The organism is Streptomyces viridochromogenes DSM 40736 (genome assembly GCF_000158955.1).
GTDB classification, from domain to species: domain Bacteria; phylum Actinomycetota; class Actinomycetes; order Streptomycetales; family Streptomycetaceae; genus Streptomyces; species Streptomyces venetus.
This window is the reverse complement of record NZ_GG657757.1, coordinates 6,188,564-6,214,823: the sequence shown is the minus strand read 5'-3', so window position 1 is coordinate 6,214,823 and position 26,260 is coordinate 6,188,564. Positions and strand designations below refer to the sequence as shown.

Sequence of the window (26,260 nt, the reverse complement as noted above, 5' to 3'; positions counted from 1 at the left end):
GCCGCGTACCTGGTGCTGCCCGCGCTCGCCCTCGGCGTCCCGGCGGGCGGGCTGCTCGGGCGGCTGGTCGCCGACGCGCTGCCCGCCGTGCTCGACGAGCGCTGGGTGGAGCTGTGGCGGGGTGCCGGGGTGAGCCGGGCCCGGATCGCCGGGGCGGCGCTGCGGCGCGTCCTGCCGCCGCTGGTCCCGCAGTTCGGGATGGTCGCGGTCGGTCTGACCGGCGGGGCGGTGGCCGTGGAGACGGTTTTCGCGGTGCCCGGCATCGGCCGCACGGCCCTCGGCGCGGCCAGGTCGCAGGACCTGCCGCTGCTGCAGGGCTCCGTCCTGGCGCTGCTGCTGCTCGGCCTGGTCGCGGGCGCCCTGGCGGCGGTCGTACGGCGGCGGCTGCTGGGGCCGGCCCTGCGCGACGCCGGGCTGACGCTGCCCCCGGCCCGCCCGGTCCGCGCGCACCCGGCCGTCCCGGCCGCACTGGCCGCCGTCCTGCTGCTGAGCATCGGCTGGGGACTGCTGCGCGACCCGTACACCGTGGACACGACGGTCCGGCTCGCCCCGCCCTCCTGGGCGCATCCGCTGGGCACCGACGGTCTCGGCCGTGACGTGCTGGCCCGGCTCGGGCACGGCGCCGCCTCGACGGTCGGCACGGCGGTGGCCGTCTGCCTGCTGGGCCTGCTGATCGCGCTCGCGCTGGGCTTCCTGCCGGGCATCGCCTCGGGCGCGGCCGACATCGCCAACGCGCTGCCGCCGGTGATCGTCGGCATCCTGGTCGCGGCGGCCGTCGGCCCCGGCACCGGCGGGGCGGCCCTGGCGGTCGCGCTGCTCTCCTGGCCGGCCCTGGCCGCGCACGCGGCGGCGCTGGTGCAGGAGGTGCGGGCGTCGGCGTTCCTGACCGGCCAACGGGCCATCGGGGCGAGCCCGTTCTGGATCCTCACCCGGCATGTCCTGCCGTCCGTCGCCGCCCCGGTCGCCCGCCACGCCCTGCTGCGCCTGCCGGGTATCGCCCTGGCCCTGGCCTCGCTGGGCTTCCTGGGCCTGGGCGCCCAGCCCGCCCGCCCCCGAGTGGGGCCTGCTGCTGGAGGAGTCCCGGGCCTATGTGGAACGCGCACCCTGGCGGCCCTCGCCCCGGCGGTGGCACTGGCCCTGCTGGCCGGACTCGCGGTGTCGGGCGCGGCGCTCACCCAGGGCCGGGAGGGTACGGCCAGTCACCCCGGCTCGGGTCGAGATCGAGAAGGAGGCCCTCGTTGGAGTCTGAGGCACAGCCGCCGTCCGAGGCACTGCTGTCGGTGCGCGACCTGCGGATCGCCTTCGACGGGGTCGAGGCCGTGCGCGGACTGTCCTTCGACGTCCGCCCGCGTGAAGTGCTGGCGATCGTCGGCGAGTCGGGAGCGGGCAAGTCCCTCACGGCCCGCGCGCTCCTCGGCATGCTGCCGCGCGACGCGACCACGAGCGGGACGATCAGCCCGGACCTCTCGGCCGCGCGCGGCCGCCGTATCTCGCTCGTCCCGCAGGACGCGCTGTCGGCGCTGTCCCCCGTGCATCCGGTGGGCGACCAACTCGCCGCCGCCGTACGGTCGGTGGCCCGGGTCTCCCGTGCAAAGGCCCGGGCCCGGGCGGTCGCGGCCCTGGAACGTGTCGGCATCCCGGACGCCGCCCGCGGGGCGCGGGCGTATCCGCACGAGTACTCCGGCGGGATGCGGCAGCGCGCGGTGATCGCCATGGCCACCGTCAACGCACCGGAGGTCGTGGTGGCCGACGAACCCACCACCGCCCTCGACGGGGAGCGCCGCGACCAGGTGCTGCGGCTGCTCGCCGAGCGGCGGGAGGCGGTCGGCGCCGCGCTCGTCCTGGTCACGCACGACATGGACGCCGTGCGCGGGCACGCGGACCGGGTGCTGGTCCTGTACGCCGGGCGTCCCACCGAACTCGGCCCGGCGGACGAGGTGCTGGACCACCCCCGGGCCCCCTACACGGCCGGCCTGTTGGCGTCCCTCCCGCGGAGCGCCACCCCGGGCCGCCGTCTCCCGGCCCTGCGCGGCACCCCGCCCGCCCCGGGCACGCCGGCGCCGGGCTGCGCCTTCGCCCCGCGCTGCCCGATCGCGGCGGGCCCCTGCCACACCACCGAGCCGGAGCCCCGGCAGGCGGCCGGACGCCTGGTCGCCTGCCACCGCTGGGAGGAACTCCCCCACCCGGCCGCCGACTTGTTCCTCCAGGAGCGCCGCCCCGCATGAGTGAAGCCCTGCTCGACGTCCGCGACCTGGTCGTCCGCTACGGCCCGGTCACCGCCGTGGACGGCGTCTCCTTCTCCCTGGCCGCCGGCGAGACCCTCGCCCTGAACGGCCCGTCCGGCTGCGGCAAGTCCTCCACGGCCCTGGCGGTGCTCCAGCTGCGCCGCCCGGCAGGCGGTGAAGTCCGCTTCGAGGGGCGGGAGCTGACCTCGCTCACCGAACGCGAGCTGCGTCCGCTCCGGCCCCGCATCCAGCCCGTCTTCCAGGACCCGTACGGCTCCCTGAGCCCCCGCCACCGCATCCGTGACGCCATCGCCGAACCGTTGAAGGTCCAGGGCCGCTGGCACCCCACCGACGGACCGGCCCGGGTCGCCGGACTGCTCGACCGGGTCGGACTCGACCCCGCGTACGGCGACCGCCGCCCGCACGAGCTCTCCGGCGGCCAGTGCCAGCGCGCCGGCATCGCCCGCGCCCTGGCCTGCGAACCGCGCCTGCTGGTCCTGGACGAACCGGTGTCGTCACTCGACCCGTCGGTACGGGCGGGCGTGCTGAACCTGCTCGCCGACCTCCAGGACGACCTGGGCCTCGGCTACCTGTTCATCTGCCACGACCGGGCGGTCGTACGGCACTTCGCGGACCGGGCGATCGAGATGCGCGACGGCCGCGTCACGTCCGGGTAGCGGCCTCGATCACCTGGCGCAGCCCCTCGGCGAGCTGGCCGGCCTCGGGCGCGCTCTTCGGATCGAAGGTCCACTGCGCCATCAGGCCCATCATCACGGTCAGGTAGAAGTAGCCGAGGGTGTCCACCCGCTCCTCCGGGATCTCGTCCTCGTTCCCGCCGTGGAAGAGCGTGACGATGCCGCGCGCCCCTTCACGCTGGGCCCGCGCGAGATGCTCCCGCACCTCCGGCAGTTGGTCCCCCATGGCGACGATCTCCATGCTGAGCCGCCACATCGAACCGGGCTCCCGCATGGTGGCGATGATGTTCGCCCAGACCTCGGCGAACCGCTCCAGCGACCCCGGCTCCCCGGTCAGCTCACCGCCTCCCTCGAAGGCGCCGGACATGCCCTCCACCATGTCGACGTAGGCCTGCGCCAGCAGCGCGTCCTTCGAGCCGTAGTGGTAGCCGATCGACGCCAGGTTGGTCCCCGACTCCTTGACGATGTCGCGCGCGGTCGTGCGCACGAACCCCTTCGCCAGCAGGCAGCGCTTGGCGCCCTCCAGCAGATCCTCACGGTGTCCCATGGCAGTTCACCCTATCCCGAGATCCAGACGATCGTCTTATACAAGCGTACTAGACAAGCGTTTAAGACGCTCGTACAGTCCTGCCCATGACGACAGAGACGCACCCTCCCGCCCGCGCCGGCCGCCGTGAATGGACGGCCCTCGGCGTGCTGATGCTTCCGCTGCTGCTGGTCTCGATGGACGTGTCCGTCCTCTACTTCGCGATCCCCGCGATCAGCGCCGACCTGGAGCCGAGCGCCACCCAGCAGCTGTGGATCTTCGACATCTACGGCTTCGTGCTGGCCGGCCTGCTGATGACCATGGGCTCGCTGGGCGACCGCATCGGCCGCCGCAGGCTCCTGCTGGCCGGCGCCGCCGCCTTCGGTACGGCCTCCCTGGTCGCGGCCTACGCGAACAGCGCCGAGACCCTGATCGCCGCCCGGGCCGTCCTCGGCATCGGCGGCGCCACCCTGATGCCGTCGACGATGGCACTGGTGCGCTCGATGTTCACGGACCCCGCGCAGCGCACCAAGGCGATCGGTGTGTGGTCGGGGGTGATGACGGCCGGCATCGCGCTCGGCTCGGTGATGAGCGGGGTGCTCGTCGAGCACTTCTGGTGGGGCTCGGTCTTCCTGGTCAACCTGCCCGCGATGCTGCTGCTCCTGGTCCTCGGCCCCGTCCTGCTGCCCGAGTCGCGCAACCCGCACCCCGGCCGCTTCGACCTGCTGAGCGTCCCCCTGTCGATGGCGGCGGTGCTCCCGGTGATCTACGGCCTGAAGGAGCTCGCGTCGGAGGGCTGGAACGTGGGGTACGTGATGTCGGTGACGGTCGGACTGCTCTTCGCCGCGCTCTTCGTCCACCGCCAGCGCACCACCGCGTCCCCGCTGATCTCGCCGGAACTGTTCCGGGTCCGCGGCTTCAGCCCGGCCGTCGTCCTCAACCTCGCCGCCGCCTTCGGCATGATGGGCTCGGCGTACTTCACGACCCAGTACATCCAGTCGGTCCTGGACAAGAGCCCGCTTCAGGCGGCGCTGTGGAGCCTGCTGCCGTCGGTGCCCATCGGACTCGCGGCCCCGGTCGGCGCACAGCTCGTGACGCGGGGCGTGCCGCGCGCGTACGTGGTCGGCGGCGGCTTCGCGGTCAGCGCGGGCGGCTATGTGATGCTGGTCCTGGCCGGCACGGACTCCCTCTGGCTGCTGCTGGCCGCGTGCGCCGTCCTGGCCTGCGGCATCGTCGCCGCCATGTCCCAGGTGGCCGACCTGGCCCTGAGCGCCGCCCCGGTGGAGAAGGCGGGCGCGGCCTCGTCCCTGCTGGAGACCGGCACGGAGTTCGGCGGCGCGCTGAGCATGGCGTTCCTCGGCTCCATCGGTACGGCCGTCTACCGCCACGAGATCCCGGCCTCGGCGCCCGCTCCGGCCCGCGAGACACTGGGCGGCGCCCTGGCCGTGGCCGACCGCCTTCCGGGGCGCGCGGGAGACGCCCTGGCGACGGCGGCGCGCGAGGCCTTCACCAGCGGCATGCACGCGGCCGCGATCACGGGCGCGGTGCTGCTGGCCGCGGCGGCGGCAGCGGCGGTGATGACCCTGCGGCGCATCCAGGTACGGGAGCCCGCACCGCCGCAGGCGCGGAACGCGACCGTCTGAGCGGACCCACAGCACAGCGAAACGCCGGGCGGGCTGATCGACTCAGCCCGCCCGGCGTTCGAGGTCCGGGGCGGAGCCCCGGGACGGCTCAGGCCAGGTTCACGGAACGGGACGAGGTCGCCCCGATCTCCGCCGCCACCTCGGCCAGCACACCGGGGGTCACCGTGTCGTCGACGGTCAGCACGGCCAGCGCCTCGCCACCGGCCACGGCCCGCGACACCTGCATGCCGGCGATGTTGATGCCCGCCTCGCCGAGGATGCGGCCCACCGTGCCGACGACACCCGGCCGGTCCTCGTACCGCAGGACCACCATGTGGTCGGCGAGCGCGAGGTCCACGTCGTACTCACCGACGGCGACGATCTTCTGGAGGTGCTTCGGGCCGGCCAGCGTGCCGGAGACCGACACCTCCTCGCCGTCGGCGAGGGTGCCGCGCACGGTCACGACGTTGCGGTGCTCGGTCGCCTCCGAGCTGGTGGTCAGCCGCACCTCGACGCCGCGCTCCTGGGCGAACAGCGGGGCGTTGACGTAGGAGACCGTCTCGTCGACGACGTCCTCGAAGACACCCTTGAGGGCGGAGAGCTCCAGCACCTTCACGTCGTGCTGGGTGATCTCGCCGTACACCTCGACGTCGAGGCGGACCGCGACCTCACCGGCGAGCGCGGTGAAGATCCGGCCGAGGCGCTCGGCCAGCGGCAGGCCCGGCTTGACGTCCTCGGCGATGACACCGCCCTGCACGTTCACCGCGTCCGGCACGAGCTCACCGGCGAGGGCGAGGCGCACCGAGCGGGCGACGGCGATACCGGCCTTCTCCTGGGCCTCGTCCGTGGAGGCGCCGAGGTGCGGGGTGGAGACCACCTGGTCGAACTCGAACAGCGGCGAGTCGGTGCACGGCTCCTTGGCGTACACGTCGAGGCCGGCACCGGCGACCCGGCCCTCCTTGAGGGCGGAGTACAGCGCCTCCTCGTCGACGATCCCGCCGCGCGCGGCGTTGACGATGCGCACGCTCGGCTTGACCTTGCGCAGCGCCTCGTCGCCGATCAGGCCGAGGGTCTCGGGGGTCTTGGGGAGGTGGACGGTGATGAAGTCGGAGACCTCGAGCAGCTCGTCCAGCGACACCACCTTGACGCCCATCTGCGCGGCGCGGGCGGGCTGCACGTAGGGGTCGTAGGCGACGACCTTCATGCCGAAGGCGGACATCCGCTGGGCGACGAGGGCACCGATCCGGCCCAGGCCCACGACACCGAGGGTCTTCTCGGCCAGCTCGACGCCCGTGTACTTGCTGCGCTTCCACTCGCCGTTCTTCAGCGCGGCGTTCGCCTGCGGGATGTTGCGGGCGGTGGCGAGCAGCAGACCGCAGGCGAGCTCGGCGGCGGTCACGATGTTCGAGGTGGGGGCGTTGACGACCATCACGCCGGCCTTGGTGGCGGCGGAGACGTCCACGTTGTCCAGGCCGACGCCGGCTCGCGCGACGACCTTGAGCTTCTTCGCGGCGGCGATCGCCTCGGCGTCGACCTTGGTGGCCGAGCGGACCAGGATCGCGTCCACGTCGGCGATGGCCGGGAGCAGCTCGGCCCGGTCCGCGCCGTTGCAGTGCCGGATCTCGAAGTCCGGGCCAAGCGCGTCGACGGTGGCGGGCGACAGCTCTTCAGCGATGAGTACGACGGGTTTCGAGCTCACGTGAGTCCTCACAAGTCCAATGCTGCGGACGGCCGTCCCGACGGCCGCAGGCGGTGGAGGGGGGCTAGCCGCGTGGAAGACGCACGACGCTGTGGGCCTGACGCGTATGTAGTGCAGCAGTCTAGTGGCGCCGAGGGCGTCGTCCTGTGCCGCTGCGGAAGGATCACCCGTCCGTGGCCGGACAGGATGGACAACGCCGTACCACCGACGTTACCCCGGGTTCACCGAAAGGGCCGGAGCGGGGTGCTCCGGCCCTCGGGCTCTCGGCTTACGCCTCTTCGTCGACCCAGCTCATGAGCTTGCGCAGCTCCTTGCCGGTGGTCTCCAGCAGGTGCTCGGAGTCCTGCTTCTTGTACTCGTTGTACTTCTTCAGGCCGCCGTGGTACTCGTCCATCCACTGCTGGGCGAAGGTGCCGTCCTGGATCTCGGCGAGGACCTTCTTCATCTCGGCCTTGGTGGCGTCCGTGATGATGCGCGGGCCGGTGACGTAGTCGCCCCACTCGGCGGTCTCGGAGATCGACCAGCGCATCTTCTCCAGGCCGCCCTCGTACATGAGGTCGACGATCAGCTTCAGCTCGTGCAGGCACTCGAAGTACGCGATCTCCGGCTGGTAGCCGGCCTCGGTCAGCGTCTCGAAGCCGGCCTTCACCAGGGCGGCCGTGCCACCGCAGAGGACGGCCTGCTCACCGAACAGGTCGGTCTCGGTCTCCTCGGTGAAGGTCGTCTTGATGACGCCGGCGCGGGTGCCGCCGATGCCCTTGGCGTACGACAGGGCCAGCGCGAAGGCGTTGCCGGAGGCGTCCTGCTCGACGGCGGCGATGCAGGGAACGCCGCGGCCCTCCTCGTACTGGCGGCGCACCAGGTGGCCCGGGCCCTTCGGGGCGACCATGCAGACGTCCACGCCGGCCGGGGGCTTGATGAAGCCGTAGCGGATGTTCAGGCCGTGACCGAAGAACAGCGCGTCGCCGTCGCTCAGGTTCGGGGCGATGTGCTCCTCGTAGACCTGGGCCTGGATCGGGTCCGGGACGAGGATCATGATGACGTCGGCCTCGGCGGCGGCCTCCGACGGGCTCACCACGCGCAGGCCCTGCTCCTCGGCCTTGGCCTTGGACTTGGAGCCCTCGTGCAGACCGACGCGGACGTCGACACCCGAGTCACGGAGCGACAGCGCGTGGGCGTGGCCCTGGCTGCCGTACCCGATGACCGCGACCTTGCGGCCCTGGATGATGGACAGGTCGGCGTCGGCGTCGTAGAACAGCTCGGCCACTTTGGGTTCTCTCCTCGGGAGTGCAGGTGTTGCGTCCCACCGTATGACGGGGGGCGGAAGGGAAGTCTCAGGGTCTCGGAATACGGGCGGCCGACGGCGCGCCGACCGCCCGTTTCAGGTCTTACGCCGACCGGTCCAGGGCGCGCAGCGACCGGTCCGTGATGGAGCGTGCGCCGCGGCCGATCGCGATCGTGCCGGACTGGACGAGCTCCTTGATGCCGTACGGCTCCAGCATCTTGAGCATCGCGGTCAGCTTCTCGCCGGATCCGGTGGCCTCGATGGTGACGGCCTCCGGGGAGACGTCGACAGTCTTGGCGCGGAACAGCTGGACGATCTCGACGATCTGGGAGCGCGTCTCGTTGTCGGCGCGCACCTTCACCAGAACGAGTTCGCGCTGCACCGCCTGCGACGGCTCCAGCTCGACGATCTTCAGCACGTTGACGAGCTTGTTCAGCTGCTTGGTGACCTGCTCCAGCGGCAGGTCCTCCACGCCGACGACGATGGTGATGCGGGAGATGTCGGGGTGCTCGGTGACGCCGACCGCGAGCGAGTCGATGTTGAAGCCGCGGCGGGAGAACAGGGCGGCGATCCGGGCGAGGATGCCGGGCGTGTTCTCCACCAGGACGGAGAGCGTGTGCTTGGACATGATCTGCTTCCTCTGCTTGAAAGTCCTGACGGCTCTCAGTCGTCTTCGCTGTCGCCGAAGTCGGGGCGGACGTCCCGGGCGGCCATGATCTCGTCGTTGGAGGTGCCGGCGGCGACCATCGGCCAGACCATCGCGTCCTCGTGGACGATGAAGTCGACGACGACCGGGCGGTCGTTGATGGAGTTCGCCTCTTCGATGACCTTGTCGAGGTCGGCCGGGTCCTCGCAGCGGATGGCGTAGCAGCCCATGGCCTCCGACAGCTTCACGAAGTCGGGGACGCGGGTGCCGCGGGCCTCCGGGTTGATGTCCTCCGGGCCGGAGTGCAGCACGGTGTTGGAGTACCGCTGGTTGTAGAAGAGGGTCTGCCACTGGCGGACCATCCCGAGGGCGCCGTTGTTGATGACGGCGACCTTGATCGGGATGTTGTTCAGGGCGCAGGTGGTGAGCTCCTGGTTGGTCATCTGGAAGCAGCCGTCGCCGTCGATGGCCCAGACGGCCTTGTCCGGTGCTCCGGCCTTGGCGCCCATGGCGGCCGGGACGGCGTAGCCCATGGTTCCGGCGCCGCCGGAGTTCAGCCAGGTGCCCGGCTTGTCGTACTCGATGAAGTGGGCGGCCCACATCTGGTGCTGGCCGACGCCCGCCGCGAAGATCGTGCCCTCGGGCGCGAGCTGCCCGATGCGCTCGATGACCTGCTGCGGGGAGAGCGAGCCGTCGTCGGGCTGGTCGTAGCCGAGCGGGTAGGTCTCGCGCCAGCGGCTGAGGTCCTTCCACCAGGTGCTGTAGTCGCCCTGGTGGCCCTCGCTGTGCTCCTTCTGCACGGCCTGGATCAGGTCGGCGATGACCTCGCGGGCGTCACCGACGATCGGCACGTCGGCGGCGCGGTTCTTGCCGATCTCGGCCGGGTCGATGTCGGCGTGGACGATCTTCGCGAAGGGCGCGAAGCTGTCCAGCTTGCCGGTGACGCGGTCGTCGAAGCGGGCGCCGAGGGCGACGATCAGGTCGGCCTTCTGCAGACCGGTGACGGCGGCGACCGAGCCGTGCATACCGGGCATGCCCAGGTGCTGCGGGTGGTCGTCGGGGAACGCGCCGAGGGCCATCAGGGTGGTGGTGACGGGCGCGCCGGTCAGTTCGGCGAGGACCTTCAGCTCGGCGGTGGCCTTGGCCTTGAGCACGCCGCCGCCGACGTAGAGCACCGGCCGGCGGGCCTGGGTGATCAGCTTGGCGGCCTCGCGGATCTGCTTGGCGTGCGGCTTGGTCACCGGGCGGTAGCCGGGCAGGTCCATGGCGGGCGGCCAGGAGAAGGTGGTCTTCGCCTGGAGGGCGTCCTTGGCGATGTCGACCAGGACCGGGCCCGGGCGGCCGGTGGAGGCGATGTGGAACGCCTGGGCGATGATCCGCGGGATGTCCTCGGCCTTGGTGACGAGGAAGTTGTGCTTGGTGATCGGCATGGTGATGCCGACGATGTCCGCCTCCTGGAAGGCGTCCGTGCCGATCGCCTTGGAGGCCACCTGGCCGGTGATCGCGACCAGCGGCACGGAGTCCATGTGCGCGTCGGCGATCGGGGTGACCAGGTTGGTGGCGCCGGGGCCCGAGGTGGCCATGCAGACACCGACCTTGCCGGTGGCCTGCGCGTAGCCGGTGGCGGCGTGGCCGGCGCCCTGCTCGTGCCGGACCAGGACGTGGCGCACCCTGGTGGAGTCCATCAGCGGGTCGTAGGCCGGGAGGATCGCACCGCCGGGAATGCCGAATACCGTGTCGGCGCCGACCTCCTCGAGAGAGCGGATGAGGGACTGCGCGCCCGTCACCTGCTCGGGGGCGGAGTGTCCTCCGGATCGGGGCCGGGGCTGCGGGTGGTGGGCCCCGGTGGCCTGCTCGGTCATCGGCATTCTCTTCTCAGATGCTGAGGGTTTTTGCGAGATTTGTACGGTTTTCGGCTGTTGCACGAGAGGCGCCTGTGCAACAAAAAACCCCTCGTGCCAAAAGGCAAGCGAGGGGAGCGCGCCGGGTGGAGTCGCTGAGCGGTCAAGGCTCAGCGTCAGCCGACGCGCTTTCCAAGTACGAGAATTCGGGTGCGCATGGCACAGACCCTCCCCCCGACACACACTCACTGTCAAGTGGGTGGGACGGGAGTCTCATTATGTGAGCGAAGGACCGTGCCGCCTCCGATGACGGCCGACACGCCCGAGCTGTACACCCGTGGGGACCCGCCCGCGAACGCCGGCTCGGCCGGTACGTTCGGCACCGGGTAGTGGCCGGAAGTGAGCGCCCGGCGCAGCCGGTACTCGTCGAGCGGCCCGGAGAACGCCATGCCCTGCCCGTGGGTGCAGCCCATCGCGCGCAGGGCGACGACCTGCTCGGGCAGGTCCACCCCGTCGGCCACGGTCTTCAGTCCGAGGTCGTTCGCGATGCGCAGCAGCCCACTGGTGATCTTGTACAGCCGGGCGGACTCGACGACGCCGTCGACCAGGCCGCGGTCGAGCTTCAGCACGTCGACGGGGAGCCGCCTGAGGGTCGTGATCGCCCCGTAGCCGCTGCCGAACCCGTCGAGCGCGATCCGGACCCCGACCCGCCGCAGCGAACCCAGACGCCGCTCCAGCTCGTCCAGGGAGACCCTCGGGTCGATGTCGGACAGCTCGATGATCAGCGACCCGGACGGCAGCCCGTGCCGCGTGAGCAGCGCCTCGATGGTGCCGAGCGGCATCGACCGGTCCAGCAGCCGGCGGGCGCTCATCCGGACGACGACCGGCACGGACAGCCCGGTCGCGTGCCGCTCGGCGGCCTGTTCGACGGCCTCCTCGATCATCCAGCGGCCCAGCTCGGCGGTCTTGTCGCTGTCCTCCGCCACGCGCAGGAACTCCGCGGGGGTGAAGAGCACCCCCTGGGAGGAGCGCCAGCGCGCCTGCGCGGAGACCGACGTGATCCGGCCGTCCGTCAGACACACCACCGGCTGGTGCAGCAGGGCGAACTCGCCGTCGTGCAGCGCGGCCCGCAGGCGCGTGGCCAGCTCCGCCTTGCGGACGACGTCCTGCTGCATCTGGGGCTTGTACAGCTCGACGCGCCCCTTGCCGCCGGCCTTGGCGCGGTACATGGCCAGGTCGGCGTTGCGCAGCAGTTCGCCGGCGCCGAGGCCCTGCTCCGCGAAGGCGACGCCGATGGAGGCGTTGACCCGGACGTCGTTGCCGTCGATGAGGTACGGCTGGGACAGCGTCGTCCTGAGGCGGTCGGCGAGCTCCAGGATGTGCCGCTGCCGGGCCTCCCGGTCGCGGGTGTTGTCCCCGACGATCAGGGCCGCGAACTCGTCGCCGCCCAGCCGGGATGCGGTGTCGCCCTGCCGGACCGACTCGTGGAGTCTGCGGGCGGCCTGCACGAGCAGTTCGTCCCCGGCCTGGTGCCCGATGGTGTCGTTGACGGCCTTGAAGCCGTCGAGGTCGATGAAGAGCACGGCCGTGTTCCGCAGGGCCACGCCCCGGTCACAGGCGCGGCGGCCCGAGAGCGCGTGCTGGACGCGCTTGGTGAACAGGGCGCGGTTGGGCAGGTCCGTGAGCGGGTCGTGCTCGGCGTTGTGCTGCAACTGGGCCTGCAGCCGCACTCGCTCGGTCACGTCTCTGCTGTTGAAGATGAGGCCGCCGTGATGGCGGTTGACGGTCGACTCGACGTTCAGCCAGGCGTCTTCGCCCGACCGGAAGCGGCACTCGATGCGGGTGGTGGGTTCCTCGACCGGGTCGGCGGCGAGGAAGCGCCGCACCTCGTGCACGACGCAGCCGAGGTCCTGCGGGTGGATGAGGTTGGCCAGTTCCGTACCCACCAGCTCCTCCGCCGGGCGGCCGTACACACCGGCGGCGGCCGGGGAGACGTACCGCAGGACGCCGCTGGGTGCGGCGATCATGATGACGTCGCTCGAGCCCTGCACGAGGGAGCGGAAGTGGTTCTCCTTCTGGGCCAGCTCCTGGGTGAGGGTGATGTTGTCGAGCAGCATGATGCCCTGGCGCACGACGAGCGCGAGCACGACCGTGCCCCCGGTCAGCAGGACCACGCGGTCGACGCTGCGGCCGTTGAGGACGTTGTAGAGGATGCCCAGGGTGCACACGGCCGCCGCGAGGTACGGAGTGAGAGCGGCGAGGGAGCCGGCGATGGGCCGGGCCGCCGGGTACCGGCTGTGCTCGCCCGCGGGCAGGGACGGGTGGTGGTGCGGGCCGCTGCGCTGCCCGGGCACGTGCTCGTGCACCACGCGGGTGTGTCCCGCCGTGTGCCGGTCCGGGCCGACCCGGTCGGCGTCCGGCGTCCGGGACGCGGCCCACGGGGCGTACGCCAGGAGCAGCGAGCCGGCGAACCAGCCCGCGTCGAGCAGCTGCCCGGAGCGGTAGTCGTGGTGCAGCAGCGGCGAGGTGAACAGGGCGTCGCACATCACGGTCAGCGCGAGCGCGCCGATCGCGGTGTTGACCGCCGAGCGGTTGACCGCGGACCGCCGGAAGTGCAGGGCGAGCACCATGCTGACCAGCGCGATGTCGAGCAGTGGGTACGCCAGCGACAGCGCGGTGTGCGCCACGCCGGGGCCTTCCGACTTCGCGGCCTGGGCGAGGGCGAGGCTCCACGCCAGGGTGAGCAGCGAACCGCCGATCAGCCAGGCGTCCAGCCCGAGGCAGACCCAGCCGGCCTTGGTCACGGGCCGCTTGGCGAACACGAGCAGCCCGACGATCGCGGGCGGCGCGAAGCACAGGAAGAACAGGTCGGCGTAGCTGGGACTGGGCACGGGCAGCCCCAGAACGACCTCGTACCACCCCCAGACCAGGTTGCCCAGGGACGCCATCGCCGAGGAGAGGCCGAACAGCAGCCAGGCCGGTCGAAAGCGGGTGCGGCGGTTCCGGGCGCAGAGGAAGCACGACACGGCGGCCGCGCCCGCCGCTGCGCTCAGCCCGAAGTCACCCATGATCAGGGCCACTTCGGACGAACCCCAGCCGAACGCGGAACCGACGGCGTATCCCGCGCAGACCAGGACGAGCACGAGTTTCAGGGCCGGGCCCGGCCGACGGCCGGGGACCGGCGTACGGGGCAGCAGCGCCCCCGGTGACGAGGGCTGTGCCCGCAGCGCCCCGTCGAGCGTGGGTGTGGTCGGGGGCGCGCTCACCGGGCCCTCCCGGTCCGCGCCGCTCCCGGGTCCCGCAGGCGCGGGTGCGCCGGCTGGGCATGCCTTCCGTGGCTGCCGGGCCTGCGGTGGTGATGGCCGTGGTCCGTGTCATGGTCACTGAGGCGGATGTGGTGGCCGGCGTGATCGGCGTGATGGCCGCTTCTGCCTGCGGCCGTCCGCCAGGGTCGCCGCCGGCAGCCCCGTCCCGTCGGATCGCTCGTCCATAGGCCGTGCATCGCCTGTCGCCCCCCTCACAGTCCGAAGTGTCCGTCCCCCGGCGCCGAACGGTCCGCGGCGCTGCCCCTGTCGGACGATACACCAGTCTCGTCACTCAGGGACATAGGTTCTCTACTCTCCGTGACGATCAATAGATATATGAGTACCCACCGCGCCCGAAGGATTGCGGACGGTACCCAAGGTCGGATCAGTCGGTTGATGCACCCGTCGTCAGGATCACGTTGCGGAGCGGCTCCCGGTTCACATAACGGTTCAACTGGTCCACCAGGAGCCGCTCGGCGCGCGGAAAGAACGCGGAGGTGGGACCGCCGACATGGGGGCTGACGAGTACCCCCGGCGCACGCCACAGCGGGTGTTCGCGCGGCAGGGGCTCGGGGTCGGTGACGTCCAGGGCGGCCGTGATGCGGCCGCTCTCCAACTCGGCGAGGAGGGCCTTGGTGTCGACGACGGGACCGCGGGCGACGTTGACCAGGAGCGCGCCGTCCTTCATCCGGGCCAGGAAGTCGGCCCCTGCCAGGCCACGGGTGGTCTCGCTGAGCGGAGTGGACAGGATGACGACGTCCGCCTCCGGGAGCAGCGCGGGGAGTTCGGTGAGCGGATGCACCGGCCCGCGCGCCGTGGTGCGCTCAGAGCGCGCGACGCGCGCCACCCGCGCCACCTCGAACGGAACGAGCCGGTCCTCGATGGCCGCGCCGATCGATCCGTACCCGACGATGAGGACGTTCTTGTCGGCGAGCGCGGGCCGGAACCCGGCGAGCCACTCGCCCCGGTCCTGTGCCCGGACGAAGTCGGGGACACCGCGCAGCGAGGCCAGGATCAGGGTGAGGGTGAGCTCCGCGGTGCTGGCCTCGTGCACCCCGCGCGCGTTGCACAGCCGCACGCCCGGAGGCAGGTGCCTGATCCCCGGCTCGACGTGGTCGATCCCGGCGGACAGGGTCTGCACGACCCGCACGTGGCTCATCTCCCGCATGGGCCGTACGCACAGCGGGCTGGGCTTCATGTAGGGGACGACGTAGAAGGCGCAGTCGGCCGGGTCCGCGGGGAACTCCTCCTCGCCGTTCCAGAAGCGGTAGGCGGGCCCCTCGGGGAGTCCCTCGATCTCGTCCGGCGGGATGGGCAGCCACACGTCAGCAGTCATGCTCTGGAGGCTATGTCAGGAGCGCGCCACAGCAGAGGTTAGGTTGGGGTGGCCGGAACAGGGAGGGTCACGACCAGGTGGAGCGCAGGACGATCGGCGCGGCGGCACTCGCGGTGGGGGCCGTCGGACTGGGGTGCATGCCGATGAGCTGGGCGTACAGCGCGTCGCTGCGGCGTGGCGACGAGTCGCTCAGGGCGGTGCACCGGGCGCTGGACCTGGGCGCGTCCCTGTTGGACACGGCCGACATGTACGGCCCGTTCACCAACGAGCTGCTGGTGGGGCGGGCGTTGAAGGAACGGCGGTCCGACGCGTTCGTGTCGACGAAGGTCGGTCTGCTCGTGGGCGACCAGCACATCGTCGCCAACGGCCGCCCCGGGTACGTCAGGCGGGCCTGCGACGCCTCACTGCGCCGGCTCCAGACGGACGTCATAGATCTCTACCAGCTGCACCGGGCCGACCCGGAAGTCCCCGTCGAGGAGACGTGGGGCGCGATGGCGGAGCTCGTCCGGGCCGGGAAGGTGCGGGCGCTGGGCCTGTGCGCGGTGGGTGCTCGGGCCGGCCGGCGCTCCGGGGCCCGCGTGCACGACGCGACGATCCGGCAGCTGGAGCGGGTACAGCAGGTCTTCCCCGTGAGCGCGGTGCAGGCGGAGCTGTCGGTGTGGTCACCGGAGGCACTGGAGACGCTGCTGCCGTGGTGCGAGACGCGGGGCATAGGCTTCCTGGCCGCGATGCCGCTCGGCAACGCCTTCCTGACCGGCAGGCTGCGGCCCGGCGCGGGGTTCGAGGTGGACGACCTCCGGGCCCGGCACCCCCGTTTCACGGGCGAGATGATGGCCGCGAACCAGCCGATCGTCGCGGGCCTGCGCCGGGTGGCACGCCGGCACGGCCCCCACGTCACGCCCGCTCAGGTCGCCCTCGCCTGGATCCTCGCCCAGGGCCGCCACGTGGTCCCGGTCCCGGGCACGAAGCAGGAGCGCTGGGTCACGGAGAACACGGCCGCGGCGCGGCTGCGCCTGACGGCCGAGGATCTGAGAGAGGTCGCGTACCTGCCGCCGGCCCAGGGGTCGTGGGACTGATCCGGTCCGGCGGGCGCGCGACCGGCGGGGAGCGTTCGGGGCAAACCCGTGCAGGGCGCCGCGTTCGCGGGCTCGGTGTTCCGTGATCGGGAACTCGGGAGGCGCCGCAGGGGTATGACAAGGAGAACCCGTCCGCGCCGAAGGGACCATGATCGTGCAACGTCGAGCCGTGCCGGCCGTGTTGGCCGCCGCCGCGCTCCTGCTGACGGCCGGCTGCTCCTCCGACGGCGGAGGGACGTCCGGCGGCGACGGGAACGCCTCCCCCAGCCGTTCGGCGCCGCAGTCGTCCGCTCCGGGGCAGGCCGCCGAGGAGACACCTCCCGCCAAGGGCTCGGTGACAGTGGTGCGCACCGTCGCCGAGGGGCTGAACTCGCCCTGGGGACTCGCTCCCCTGCCGGGCGGCGGTCTGCTCGTCTCCTCCCGGGACGACGGGACGATCCTCCGGGTCGACGAGAAGAGCGGGAAGAAGACCGAGCTGGGTGAGGTGCCGGGCGTCTCGGCCGCCGGCGAGGGCGGCCTGCTCGGCATCGCCCTGTCCCCCGACTTCGCCTCGGACCGCATGGTCTACGCGTACTTCACCTCGGCCTCCGACAACCGCGTCGTCCGCATGCTGTACGACGAGAAGAAGCCCGCCGGTGAGCAGCTCGGCGCTCCGGACACGGTGTTCAAGGGCATCCCCAAGGGCGTCATCCACAACGGCGGCCGGATCGCGTTCGGCCCGGACAAGATGCTGTACGTCGGGACGGGCGAGAGCGGTGACACGGGTCTGTCCCAGGACAAGGACTCGGTGGGCGGCAAGATCCTGCGGCTGACCCCCGAGGGCGAGCCGGCGCCGGGCAACCCGTTCCCCGACTCGCCGGTGTACTCGTACGGACACCGCAATGTGCAGGGCCTCGCCTGGGACGGCAAGCAGCGGCTGTTCGCCTCGGAGTTCGGCCAGGACACCTGGGACGAGCTCAACGCGATCAAGCCCGGTGACAACTACGGCTGGCCGGAGGCCGAGGGCAGGTCCGACGACAAGCGGTTCCACAACCCGGTCGACCAGTGGAGGACGGCCGCGGCCTCCCCCAGCGGCATCGCCCATGCCGAGGGTTCGATCTGGATGGCGGGCCTGCGCGGCAAACGACTGTGGCGCATCCCGCTGAACGGCACCGCGGCCTCGGCCGAGCCCCAGGCCTTCCTGGAGGGCGAGTACGGCCGGCTGCGGACGGTGGTGGCGGCGGGCGGCGACCGGCTGTGGCTGGTGACCAGCAACACGGACGGCCGGGGCGCTCCGAAGGACGGGGACGACCGGATCCTGGAGCTGCGGGTGACGTAGGCCCGCTCAGTCCTCGTCCCCGCCGGGCTCCTGCGGCGGGCGAACGACGACCTTCCCGGACGCCAGGTCTATCGGGCCGCGTCCGGGATCGCCGTCGCCGACGTCCTCGCGGGTCAGTTCCAGGCGGTTCTGCTCGTCGCGGGTGTGTTTGCGGCCGGGTGAGAAGAGTTCCTCGAAAACGTTGAACACGGATCCTCCCTGAACCGTGACACCCCCCGACGTCCTTTTCAGCGTAAACCTCAGCCCGTCGGACCGGGCATGAGGGAATCGGCCGGAAAAAGCCCCATCCGGTGCGCCAGCGCCGCCGCCTCGCCCCGGCCGGAGACGCCGAGCTTCGCCAGGATGTTGGAGACGTGGACGCTCGCGGTCTTCGGGGAAATGAAGAGTTCCTCGGCTATCCGGCGGTTGGTGTGGCCGGCGGTGACCAGGCGCAGCACGTCCCGTTCCCGGCTGGTGAGCCCCAGCGCACCGGCGGGGTCCGCGGCGGCGGCCTGCTCCGGGGCGGACGTGAGCGGGAGGCGGGCGCGCTGGGCGAGTGCTCCGGCGGCGTCGGCGAGCGGCCGGGCGCCGAGGTGGCCGGCGACGGCGTGGGCGAGGCGCAGCAGTTCCGTAGAAAAGATCGCGCTCGTGGTACTCGCCGCCGCCCGTCAGCAGGGACTCGGCCAGCCGGTACCGGACGCGGGCGAGGTAGTAGGGCCGCTCCAGGGGTTCGAAGGCGGTGACCACCTCCGACCAGGTGCCCGGGGTGCTCCGGCCCTCGGCGCGCAGGAGTTCGGCGCGCACCCACTGTTCGTGGGCGAGCCAGACGGGGGCGTTCGTGGTGAGGCGCTTGACCGCCCCGAAGATGCCCGCGAGCGCTTCCTCGCGGCCGTCGCGCGCCGCGGGCAGCGTCCGGGCGTCGGCCTCGGCCGTGGCCGCTTCGAGCAGCAGCGGCCAGGCGTAGCGCAGGGGGCCGGGCGGGAAGCCGGACTCCAGGGCGCGGGCCAGTTCGGCGCGGGCGTCGGGGAGGCGGCCCTCGGCGACGGCGACCCTGATGGTGAGGCAGGCGATCGGGAGGTCGTGCTGCGGCATGGGGTCGTGCGGGCCGTAGGAGGCGCGGCCTTTCGGCGAGGTTTCTGGCGGCCTCGGGCACCTGTTTTTTGGGCGAGCGCGAGGAACGCCCGGTGGATCGCTGCGGCCCCCTGCGGACCGGCCGACTGCCTCCGGCGCTGCGCGTTGACGGCCGCCTCCGCGGCCTCGTCCCAGCGGCCCAGGGAGATGAGCGACTCGGCGAGGTTGCCCCAGACCCAGCCCTCGGCGTCCCGCAGGCCCATCCGGCCGGTGAGCCGCAGCCCCTCGCGCAGGATGCCGACGGCCTCCTCGGAGCGGCCAGATGCCTTCCAGGGTGGACGGCAGGTTCACATGGCTGCGGCCGGCGATCGCCGCGAGCCCCCGTGCGACCACCTCGTCCTTGACCTCGAACAGGTGGGTGAGTCCGGCGTCGATCTGCCCGGCCTCGACCATGAGGCCGCCGAGCGTGAGCCGGGCGTTGAGGGCGATGTCGTCGGCGCCCACCATGCGCGCGTACTCCACGGCGCGTTCGGCCGCCGTCAGCGCCTCCGGGCCGGGTCGGCGGAGCATCGACCAGTGGGCGACCATGGCGAGCACCTCGGCGTGCACCTCGGACGGCGGCAGGCCGCGGACCAGGTCCTGGGCGGTGGCGATCTCCTTCCAGCCGTCGCCGCGGGCGAGGCTCTGCACCAGCCGGGAGCGCTGGATCCAGAACCAGGCGGCGCGGTGGGGGTCGTCCTCCTCGTCCAGCAGGCGCAGCGCCCGCTTGGTGATCTTCAGGGCGCGCTCGCGCTCCCCGCAGAGCCGTCCGGCCACGGCCGCCTCGGCCAGCAGGTCGAGGGTCCCGCCGCGCCGTTCGGGCAGTTCCAGCGGGTAGGCCTCGGCGAAGTCGACGGGGCGCAGGGTGCCGCGCACGGCGTCGGGTGCGGCGTCCCACAGTTCCATCGCCCGCTCCAGCAGCCGCAGTTGCTCGGAGTAGGCGTGGCGGTGGCGGGCCTCGACGGAGGCGTCGAGGACGGCGGGCAGGGCCTTGGCCGGGTCGTGGGCGTGGTACCAGTAGCTGGCCAGGCGCGTCGCGCGCTGGTCGGCGGGGACGAGGGCCGGGTCGCTCTCCAGGGCTTCGGCGTAGCGGCGGTTGAGGCGGGAGCGTTCGCCCGGGAGCAGGTCGTCGCTGACGGCTTCCCGGACCAGGGAGTGCCGGAAGCGGTAGCCGTCGCCGCCGGGCGCGGGGGCGAGGATGCTGGCGTTCACGGCGGTCCGCAGCGCCTCGATGAGGTCGTCCTCGGCGAGCCGGGCGACGGCGGACAGCAGCCGGTACTCGACGGTGGAGCCGCCCTCGGCGACGATCCGGGCGACCTGCTGGGCGGTCTCCGGCAGCCGTTCCACGCGGACCAGCAGCAGGTCGCGCAGGGAGTCGGTCAGGCCGGTGCGGCAGCCCTCGTGGGCGGCGACGGCGAGCTCCTCGACGAAGAAGGCGTTGCCGTCGGAGCGTTCGAAGATCGCGTCGACCTGGTCCGGGTCGGGTTCCTGGGCGAGGATGCCGGCGACCTGGAGGCACACCTCCTCGCGGGTGAAGCGGGCGAGTTCGAGGCGGCGGACGGTGCGCAGGCGGTCGAGTTCGGCGAGCAGGGGCCGCAGCGGGTGGCGGCGGTGGATGTCGTCGGAGCGGTAGGTGGCGAGGACGACGAGGCGGCCGGTGCGCAGGGTGCGGAAGAGGTAGGAGAGCAGGTGCCGGGTGGAGGCGTCGGCCCAGTGCAGGTCCTCCAGGGCGAGGACGACGGTGTGCTCGGCGGCGACGCGCTCCAGCAGGCGGGCGGTGAGCTCGAAGAGGCGGGCCATGCCGTCCTCGTCGTGCCGGGCCGCCTCGCGCGCGGCCGCGGTGCCGATCTCCGGGAGCAGCCGGGCCAGTTCCTCCTCCTGCCCGGCCGCCGCGGCGGCGAGTTGGGCGGGCAGTTCCCGGCGCAGGGCGCGCAGTGCCGTGGAGAACGGCGCGAAGGGCAGTCCGTCGGCGCCGATCTCGACACAGCCGCCGAGCGCGACGACCGCGCCCCGGCGGCGGGCGGCGTCGGCGAACTCCTCCAGGAGGCGGGTCTTGCCGACTCCGGCCTCGCCACCGACGAGCAACGCCTGGGGGTCGCCGCCGGCGCCACCGGCGAGCACCTCGTCCAGCGTGCCCAACTCGGCGGCCCGGCCGACGAACACGGGGCTTACGGACCTGGTCTCCACGGCCCCGAGCATCGCATGCGGGTCCGACAGCCCGGCACCGGTTTTCCCACGACCGGCCACACCGGCGGCTGTTTCCGTCCCGTGGGCAACGACACCGGCGCCCGCGGCCGCTCTCTCGGGGACGGCCGGGGCGCCGGGTGGTGCCGTCGCGGTGTTCACGCCGCCCTGGCGAAGGGGTGCCTGCGGAAGCGGCGGCTATGGCTCTCGTGCTCGGCGGATCCTTCGGCGGCTTCGCGGCGGGCGGCGCGGCGGGCGCGGGCGGCCTCGCGGACCTGGCGCTCGTGCTCGGCCCGGCGGATGAGGTCGGCGGTGCGCATCTGCTGCATCTCGTACTCGTACATGGCGTGTCCTCGGTGAGATTCGAGTGGGAGGGCTTCGCTTTCTGCGATGCCTCCACTTTCGTCTCCCAGGCGGGGCGGCCACATCGGGAGAGTTCCGCATCTTCGGCGACGCGTGGGGCCTTAGACACGGCTGAGGGGCCTCAGGCCCTCCGTAAGGTGCTTACGGAGGGTATGAGGCCCCTCGGTTTCCGCGCCGGCTCAGCCCGCGGACGGCAGTCCGAGCAGGATGCCGGTGTACTTGAGGACGGCCAGGAACAGGCCGATCACGCCCAGCGCGACTCCCGCCCAGGCGACCGACTTGATCCAGGGGGCCTGGATCCTGCCGGGCGTGCCGAACGCGGGCCGGGCGAGCGTCACGACGCCGACGACCAGCGCGAGCAGCGCGAACAGGCCGCCCCACAGGGCGGTGGCCTGCCAGGCGTCGCCGTAGACCGCCTGGATCTGCTTGGCCACGCTCGCACCCTGTGCGGTCCGCAGCTGGCCGACGAGGTTCTGGCGGGCGGCGGCGATCGTTCCCAGCCAGCTGCCGGTGAGCGAGACGACGCCCAGCGCGGCGGAGACCACGGCCGCGGCGCCCTGTCCGACGCCGGAGGGGCTCGCGTCCTTGGTCTCGGCGGCCTCGGCCGCGGCCGGGACCTCGGTCTCGGTCGCCTCGTCGGACTTGGTGGTGTCCACCGCCTTCTCGTCGGTCGTGGCCTCGGTGGCCTCGGTCTCGTCCACTGCGTTCGTTGCCATGTCTCGCACCGTAGGGTCGCTGTCTGAGAAGTGTCTTAATGATCGTTGTGAGCGGCACGCGCGTGTGCGTCACGCCACTCGGGTGCCAGCACGGACCACACTTCGAGGTCGTGCCGTACGCCACGGTAGTGGTGCGCCGCGCGCCGCACACCGTCGCGGGTCAGACCGAGCCGCCGCGCCACGTTCAGGCTCGGCTGGTTGCCCGAGGCGGCGACCCACTCGACGCGGTGGATGCCGCGCTGTTCGACCGCCCAGTCGATCAGCACCCGCATCGCGCGGGTGACGAGGCCCCGGCCGGTGGCGGCGGGCTCCAGCCAGCAGCCCACCTCGCACGTGCCGTTCGCCGCGTCGAAGTTCGGGAACAGCACCCCGCCCACGAGCCTCCCGTCCAGCCACAGGCCGTGCAGGGACCCTGTGTCGGCGGCGCGCTTGTCGGCGTACAGCTGGAGCTTCGCCCGGGCCGAGAGCAGGTCCGTCTCGGTCGTCCCGAACGGGATGTACTGCCCGATGAACTCCCGTCCCCGGTCCAGGTGTGCCAGGAACTCCTCGGCGTGCCAGGGCTCAAGGGGCCTCAGCTCGGCGTCGTCACCCAGGGATATCGCGTACATCCGGCTGCCGCTCCTCCTCCGCCAGGACGTCCGCCACCTCGGCGTCCGTCGCGGCGGCCAGCCTCTCATGGGCGGCACGGCACTCGGGCGGTTCGATGCTGATGCGCGGCAGGCGCTTGTCGAGCCAGCGGGGCAGCCACCAGTTGGCACCGCCGAGCAGGTGCATCAGGGCGGGCACGAGCAGCGTGCGCAGCACGAAGGCGTCCAGGGCGACGGCCGCGGCCAGGGCGATGCCGAACATGGCGATCACCCGGTCGCCGCTGAGGACGAACGCCAGGAAGACGGAGATCATGATGACCGCCGCGGAGTTGATCACCCGGCTGGTCTCGGCGAGGCCGACCCGGACGGCACGCCGGTTGTCGCCGGTCTCCAGCCACTCCTCGTACATCCGGCTGACCAGGAAGACCTGATAGTCCATGGAGAGGCCGAAGAGCACCGACACCATGATCACGGGCAGGAAGGGCTCGATGGGCCCCGCGCTGCCGAGGCCGAGCAGTTCGCTGCCCCAGCCCCACTGGAACATCGCGACGACCACCCCGAAGGCGGAGGCCACGGCCGCGACGTTCATCGCGGCGGCCTTCAGCGGGATGCCGATCGAGCGGAAGGCCAGCAGGAGCAGCAGACAGCCCAGGCCGATGACGACCCCGACGAAGAGGGGCAGCTTGGAGACGATGACGTCGGCGAAGTCGTCGTAGCCGGCCGTCAGACCGCCCACCTGCACGTCGAGCGAGGTGCCCGACTCGGCGCGGGGCAGCACGTCCTCGCGCAGCCGGTCGACGAGGTCGCTGGTCTGCTTCGACTGCGGGGAGGACTCCGGTACGACGGTGAGGTAGGCGGTGTTTCCGCCCGGGTCGAACGTCACCGGGGTCACCGAGGCGACACCGTCGGTGGCGCGGAGTGTGCCGTCGAGGTTGTCCAGGGCGAGCCGGTCGTCGGCTCCGTCGACCTTCGTGACGAGGGTGAGCGGGCCGTTCACGCCGGGGCCGAAGCCGTCGGCGACCAGGTCGTAGGCCTGGCGGGTGGTGGACGTCTTGGGGTCGTTGCCCTGGTCGGAGGTGCCCAGGTGCAGGGAGAACGTGGGCAGCGCGAGGACGGCCATGACCACCAGGGCGACGGCACCGAGCACCTTGGGGTGACGCTCCACGAGCGCCGACCAGCGGGCGGCGAAGCCGGTGGGCAGCTCGGGCTCGGGCCCGTGCTCGGCCAGGCGGCGGCGCTCGCGGCGGCTGAGCGCGCGCATGCCGATGACGGAGAGCAGCGCGGGAAGCAGCGTCACGGACGCCGCGACGGTGAGGATCACGGTCAGGCTCGCCGCTATGGCGACGCCGTTGAGGAAGCCCAGCCGGAGGATCAGCATGCCCAGCAGGGCGATGCAAACGGTGGCACCCGCGAAGACGACCGCCCGTCCCGTGGTCGCGACGGCGTTCGTGGCCGCCTCCGCGACGGACAGCCCGCGTTTCAGGCCGCGCCGATGTCTCGTCACGATGAACAGCGCGTAGTCGATGCCGACGCCGAGCCCGATCAGCATGCCGAGCATGGGCGCGAAGTCGGCGACGCTCATGGCGTGCCCGAGCAGCACGATCCCGGCGTAGGCGGTGCCGACGCCGACCAGGGCGGTGGCGATGGGCAGCAGCGAGGCGGCGAGCGAGCCGAAGGCGAGGAACAGCACCACGGCGGCGACGACCACGCCGACGATCTCGGCGACGTGCCCGCCGGAGGTCCCGGTGAGCTCGACGGCGCTGCCGCCCAGTTCCACCTGGAGCCCGTCGGTCTCGGCGCTCCTGGCGGTGTCCACGACGGCCTGCGCCTCGGACCTGCCGATGTCCTGGGCCTGCTCGTCGAAGGTGACCGTGGCGTACGCGGTACGGCCGTCCTCGCTGATCCGGCCGGTGCCGGGGCCGTCGTAGGGGCTGGTCACGGAGGCCACGCCGGGCAGGTTCCCGACGCGGTCCAGGGTGCGGGTCATGGTCTGCTCGACGTCGGCGGCGCGGACGCTGCCGGACGTGGTGTGCCAGACGACGGTGTCACTGTCGCCGCCGAGCCGCGGGAAGCCCTCCTGCAGCAGCTGGGTGGCGCGGCCCGACTCGGTGCCGGGGACCTGGTAGTCGTTCGAGTACGCGGAGCCGGCGACGGCGGCACCCGAGGCGACCCCCGCCAGGGCGAGGAGCCACAGCAGAACGGTGACCATGCGGCGTTGGACACACCAGCGTGCGAGGGCTGCCACGGAACGTGCTCCCAGGGTGAATTTTTTGGATCTTCGGCCGGGAGCAGTCGTCCATGAACTGAACAGCCAGCAAAGAACGCATGAGCAATGCGCAGCCACTCTTACAGGCGTAAGAGATCGTTTGTCGGTTTCGTGGGCTTATTCACAGTGGCCGTGATCAGTCGAACTGGTCCCCCAGCGCCATCACCATCACCCCCGCGATCAGCAGCCACAGCGCCCGCCGGGTGCGTCCCCGGGAGCCCAGCACGGCGGCGAGGGCACAGACCGCTGCCCCGCCGGCATACGCGGCCGGGACGAGCGCGGTCGCGGAGCGGGTGAGACGCAGCAGCGCCGCGGCCAGTCCCGCGAGGGTCAGCAGGGCGCCGGTCCCGGCCGCCGTCCAGCGGGCTCGCCGCGCGTCCTCTTCCGTGACCTCGGCCTCGGCCTCTTCCTCTGCCTCCGGTATCTCCGGGCCGGTGTCGGAATCAACGCGTCCACTCATGGCCGAGACGGTAGCGCGTCGTGAAGGAAAACCAGGTGCGGGGCCCGAAGGCCGCCTGTTAGCGTCCCGCGGTCCGAGGAAACGCCCGCGGCACCCCGCCGCCCGGCCGAAGCAGGTGCATTGTTTGACGGTCCGACCGAGCTCCTACGCATCCCCCGTCTTCCTCAAGGACTCAAGGAGCCCGTTCACCGATGTCGGACATCATTTCCCGGACCTCGAACGACCCCCTCACTGACCGTGTGAGCCACCCCGGCTACCCGCGCAGCAACACCTACGACGCCCGCTGGACCATCGAGAACCAGATGGGCCCGCACGCGCTGTGGCTGCTGGAGTGGCTGGCCCCGGCCCTGGGGCTCGACACCCTGAGCCCCGGCTCGCGCGTGCTCGACCTGGGCTGCGGACGCGCCATGACGTCGATCTTCCTCGCCAGGGAGTACGACGCTCAGGTCACCGCCGCCGACCTGTGGGTCAAGCCCGACGAGAACGCCCGGCGCGTCGCCGAGGCGGGCGTGGCCGACCGCGTCCTGCCCGTGTTCGCCGAGGCGCACGACCTGCCGTTCGGCGAGAACAGCTTCGACGCGATCGTCTCCGTCGACGCCTACCAGTACTTCGGCACCAATGACCTGTACCTGCCCGAGCTGACGCGGCTGCTGAAGCCCGGCGGGCGGATCGGTGTCGTCGTACCGGCGCTGAGCGAGGAGATCGAGGGCATCGAGCCGCCGGAGCACCTCAAGCCGTTCTGGGAGCCCGGCTTCTGGTGCTTCCACACCGCCGCCTGGTGGCGTCGCCACTGGACCCGCAGCGGGGCCGTGGAGGTCGAGACGGCCGACTGGCTCGATGACGGCTGGCAGGACTGGCTGCGGTGGTGCGAGGTCGTCGCCGAGGAGCACACGGACGAGTGGCACGTCCGGATGGCCGGCCAGTGCGCCGAGATGCTGCGACTGGACCAGGGCCGCACGCTGGGCTTCGTCCGGGTCGTGGGACGTCGCCGCTAGACACCCATGAGCAGGGGGGATGCACC

19 protein-coding genes and 2 pseudogenes are annotated in these 26,260 nt (G+C 72.2%); 7 read left to right on the top strand and 14 right to left on the bottom strand.

The window, feature by feature from the left end; translation table 11 throughout:
- Window positions 1-12 precede the first annotated feature (12 nt).
- The 3 genes and pseudogenes from SSQG_RS44070 to SSQG_RS27500 form a co-directional block, all read left to right on the top strand.
- Window positions 13-1,047, top strand: a pseudogene (locus tag SSQG_RS44070) (ABC transporter permease subunit); the annotation flags it as partial.
- Between the two features lie 191 nt (window positions 1,048-1,238).
- Window positions 1,239-2,225 carry an ABC transporter ATP-binding protein gene (locus tag SSQG_RS27505; RefSeq protein WP_039933723.1) on the top strand — a complete coding sequence of 329 codons (987 nt, stop codon included), beginning with the start codon at window positions 1,239-1,241 and terminating at the stop codon, window positions 2,223-2,225.
- Window positions 2,222-2,902, top strand: a complete 681-nt coding sequence (locus tag SSQG_RS27500; protein WP_003993153.1) for an ATP-binding cassette domain-containing protein — start codon at window positions 2,222-2,224, stop codon at window positions 2,900-2,902. Before SSQG_RS27505 ends, SSQG_RS27500 begins: the two co-directional genes overlap by 4 nt.
- Here the strand turns inward: SSQG_RS27500 and SSQG_RS27495 are convergent.
- Entirely contained in the window at window positions 2,889-3,467 is a 579-nt protein-coding gene (locus SSQG_RS27495; RefSeq protein ID WP_003993152.1) for a TetR/AcrR family transcriptional regulator, read from the bottom strand. The two genes, SSQG_RS27500 and SSQG_RS27495, sit on opposite strands and share 14 nt — an antisense overlap.
- Window positions 3,468-3,553: 86 nt before the next feature.
- On the opposite strand from SSQG_RS27495, the gene SSQG_RS27490 reads away from it, so the two are divergent.
- The gene (locus SSQG_RS27490) at window positions 3,554-5,089 is read left to right on the top strand and encodes an MFS transporter (protein ID WP_003993151.1); all 1,536 of its coding nucleotides are present in this window, start codon (window positions 3,554-3,556) and stop codon (window positions 5,087-5,089) included.
- Between the two features lie 88 nt (window positions 5,090-5,177).
- Here SSQG_RS27490 and serA read toward each other — a convergent pair whose 3' ends face one another.
- From serA to SSQG_RS27460, 6 genes are all read right to left on the bottom strand, one after another.
- Entirely contained in the window at window positions 5,178-6,767 is a 1,590-nt protein-coding gene (gene serA, locus SSQG_RS27485) for a phosphoglycerate dehydrogenase (RefSeq protein WP_003993150.1), read from the bottom strand.
- 268 nt (window positions 6,768-7,035) lie between these two features.
- The gene (gene ilvC / locus SSQG_RS27480; protein ID WP_003993149.1) at window positions 7,036-8,034 is read right to left on the bottom strand and encodes a ketol-acid reductoisomerase; all 999 of its coding nucleotides are present in this window, start codon (window positions 8,032-8,034) and stop codon (window positions 7,036-7,038) included.
- A gap of 121 nt (window positions 8,035-8,155) precedes the next feature.
- The gene (ilvN, locus tag SSQG_RS27475; protein ID WP_003993148.1) at window positions 8,156-8,680 is read right to left on the bottom strand and encodes an acetolactate synthase small subunit; all 525 of its coding nucleotides are present in this window, start codon (window positions 8,678-8,680) and stop codon (window positions 8,156-8,158) included.
- Window positions 8,681-8,715: 35 nt separating this feature from the next.
- Complete coding sequence (locus SSQG_RS27470) at window positions 8,716-10,560, bottom strand: acetolactate synthase large subunit (RefSeq protein WP_208865674.1); 1,845 nt, start codon at window positions 10,558-10,560, stop codon at window positions 8,716-8,718.
- Window positions 10,561-10,790: 230 nt separating this feature from the next.
- The gene (locus tag SSQG_RS27465) at window positions 10,791-13,805 is read right to left on the bottom strand and encodes a putative bifunctional diguanylate cyclase/phosphodiesterase (protein WP_003993146.1); all 3,015 of its coding nucleotides are present in this window, start codon (window positions 13,803-13,805) and stop codon (window positions 10,791-10,793) included.
- A 424-nt stretch (window positions 13,806-14,229) separates the two neighbouring features.
- The gene (locus tag SSQG_RS27460) at window positions 14,230-15,180 is read right to left on the bottom strand and encodes a 2-hydroxyacid dehydrogenase (protein ID WP_003993145.1); all 951 of its coding nucleotides are present in this window, start codon (window positions 15,178-15,180) and stop codon (window positions 14,230-14,232) included.
- A 77-nt stretch (window positions 15,181-15,257) separates the two neighbouring features.
- Here SSQG_RS27460 and SSQG_RS27455 point away from each other — a divergent pair, with 77 nt between their 5' ends.
- Both SSQG_RS27455 and SSQG_RS27450 read left to right on the top strand, forming a co-directional pair.
- Window positions 15,258-16,256: an aldo/keto reductase gene (locus SSQG_RS27455; protein ID WP_039933722.1), complete on the top strand. Its 999-nt coding sequence runs from the start codon at window positions 15,258-15,260 to the stop codon at window positions 16,254-16,256.
- Between the two features lie 148 nt (window positions 16,257-16,404).
- A complete protein-coding gene (locus SSQG_RS27450; protein WP_003993143.1) occupies window positions 16,405-17,574 on the top strand; it encodes a PQQ-dependent sugar dehydrogenase in 1,170 nt (389 codons plus the stop codon).
- Window positions 17,575-17,580: 6 nt separating this feature from the next.
- On the opposite strand, the gene SSQG_RS43055 is transcribed toward SSQG_RS27450, so the two are convergent.
- From SSQG_RS43055 to SSQG_RS27415, 7 genes and pseudogenes are all read right to left on the bottom strand, one after another.
- Window positions 17,581-17,763 (bottom strand): DUF6191 domain-containing protein, encoded by a 183-nt coding sequence (locus SSQG_RS43055; RefSeq protein WP_039933721.1) that lies wholly within the window; start codon window positions 17,761-17,763, stop codon window positions 17,581-17,583.
- A gap of 50 nt (window positions 17,764-17,813) precedes the next feature.
- Window positions 17,814-20,862 (bottom strand): annotated as a pseudogene (locus tag SSQG_RS43545) (helix-turn-helix transcriptional regulator).
- Between the two features lie 143 nt (window positions 20,863-21,005).
- A complete protein-coding gene (locus tag SSQG_RS27435) occupies window positions 21,006-21,191 on the bottom strand; it encodes a hypothetical protein (protein WP_003993141.1) in 186 nt (61 codons plus the stop codon).
- 198 nt (window positions 21,192-21,389) lie between these two features.
- Window positions 21,390-21,926, bottom strand: coding sequence for a hypothetical protein (locus SSQG_RS27430; protein ID WP_039933720.1), 537 nt, complete (start codon window positions 21,924-21,926; stop codon window positions 21,390-21,392).
- 35 nt (window positions 21,927-21,961) lie between these two features.
- Window positions 21,962-22,534: a GNAT family N-acetyltransferase gene (locus tag SSQG_RS27425; RefSeq protein WP_003993139.1), complete on the bottom strand. Its 573-nt coding sequence runs from the start codon at window positions 22,532-22,534 to the stop codon at window positions 21,962-21,964.
- Window positions 22,512-24,758 carry an MMPL family transporter gene (locus SSQG_RS27420; RefSeq protein WP_039933719.1) on the bottom strand — a complete coding sequence of 749 codons (2,247 nt, stop codon included), beginning with the start codon at window positions 24,756-24,758 and terminating at the stop codon, window positions 22,512-22,514. The genes SSQG_RS27425 and SSQG_RS27420 overlap by 23 nt, the downstream gene beginning before the upstream one ends.
- 157 nt (window positions 24,759-24,915) lie before the next feature.
- Entirely contained in the window at window positions 24,916-25,239 is a 324-nt protein-coding gene (locus tag SSQG_RS27415; protein ID WP_003993137.1) for a hypothetical protein, read from the bottom strand.
- 191 nt (window positions 25,240-25,430) lie between these two features.
- On the opposite strand from SSQG_RS27415, the gene SSQG_RS27410 reads away from it, so the two are divergent.
- Window positions 25,431-26,234 carry an SAM-dependent methyltransferase gene (locus SSQG_RS27410; RefSeq protein WP_003993136.1) on the top strand — a complete coding sequence of 268 codons (804 nt, stop codon included), beginning with the start codon at window positions 25,431-25,433 and terminating at the stop codon, window positions 26,232-26,234.
- The last annotated feature ends 26 nt before the right edge of the window (window positions 26,235-26,260 follow it).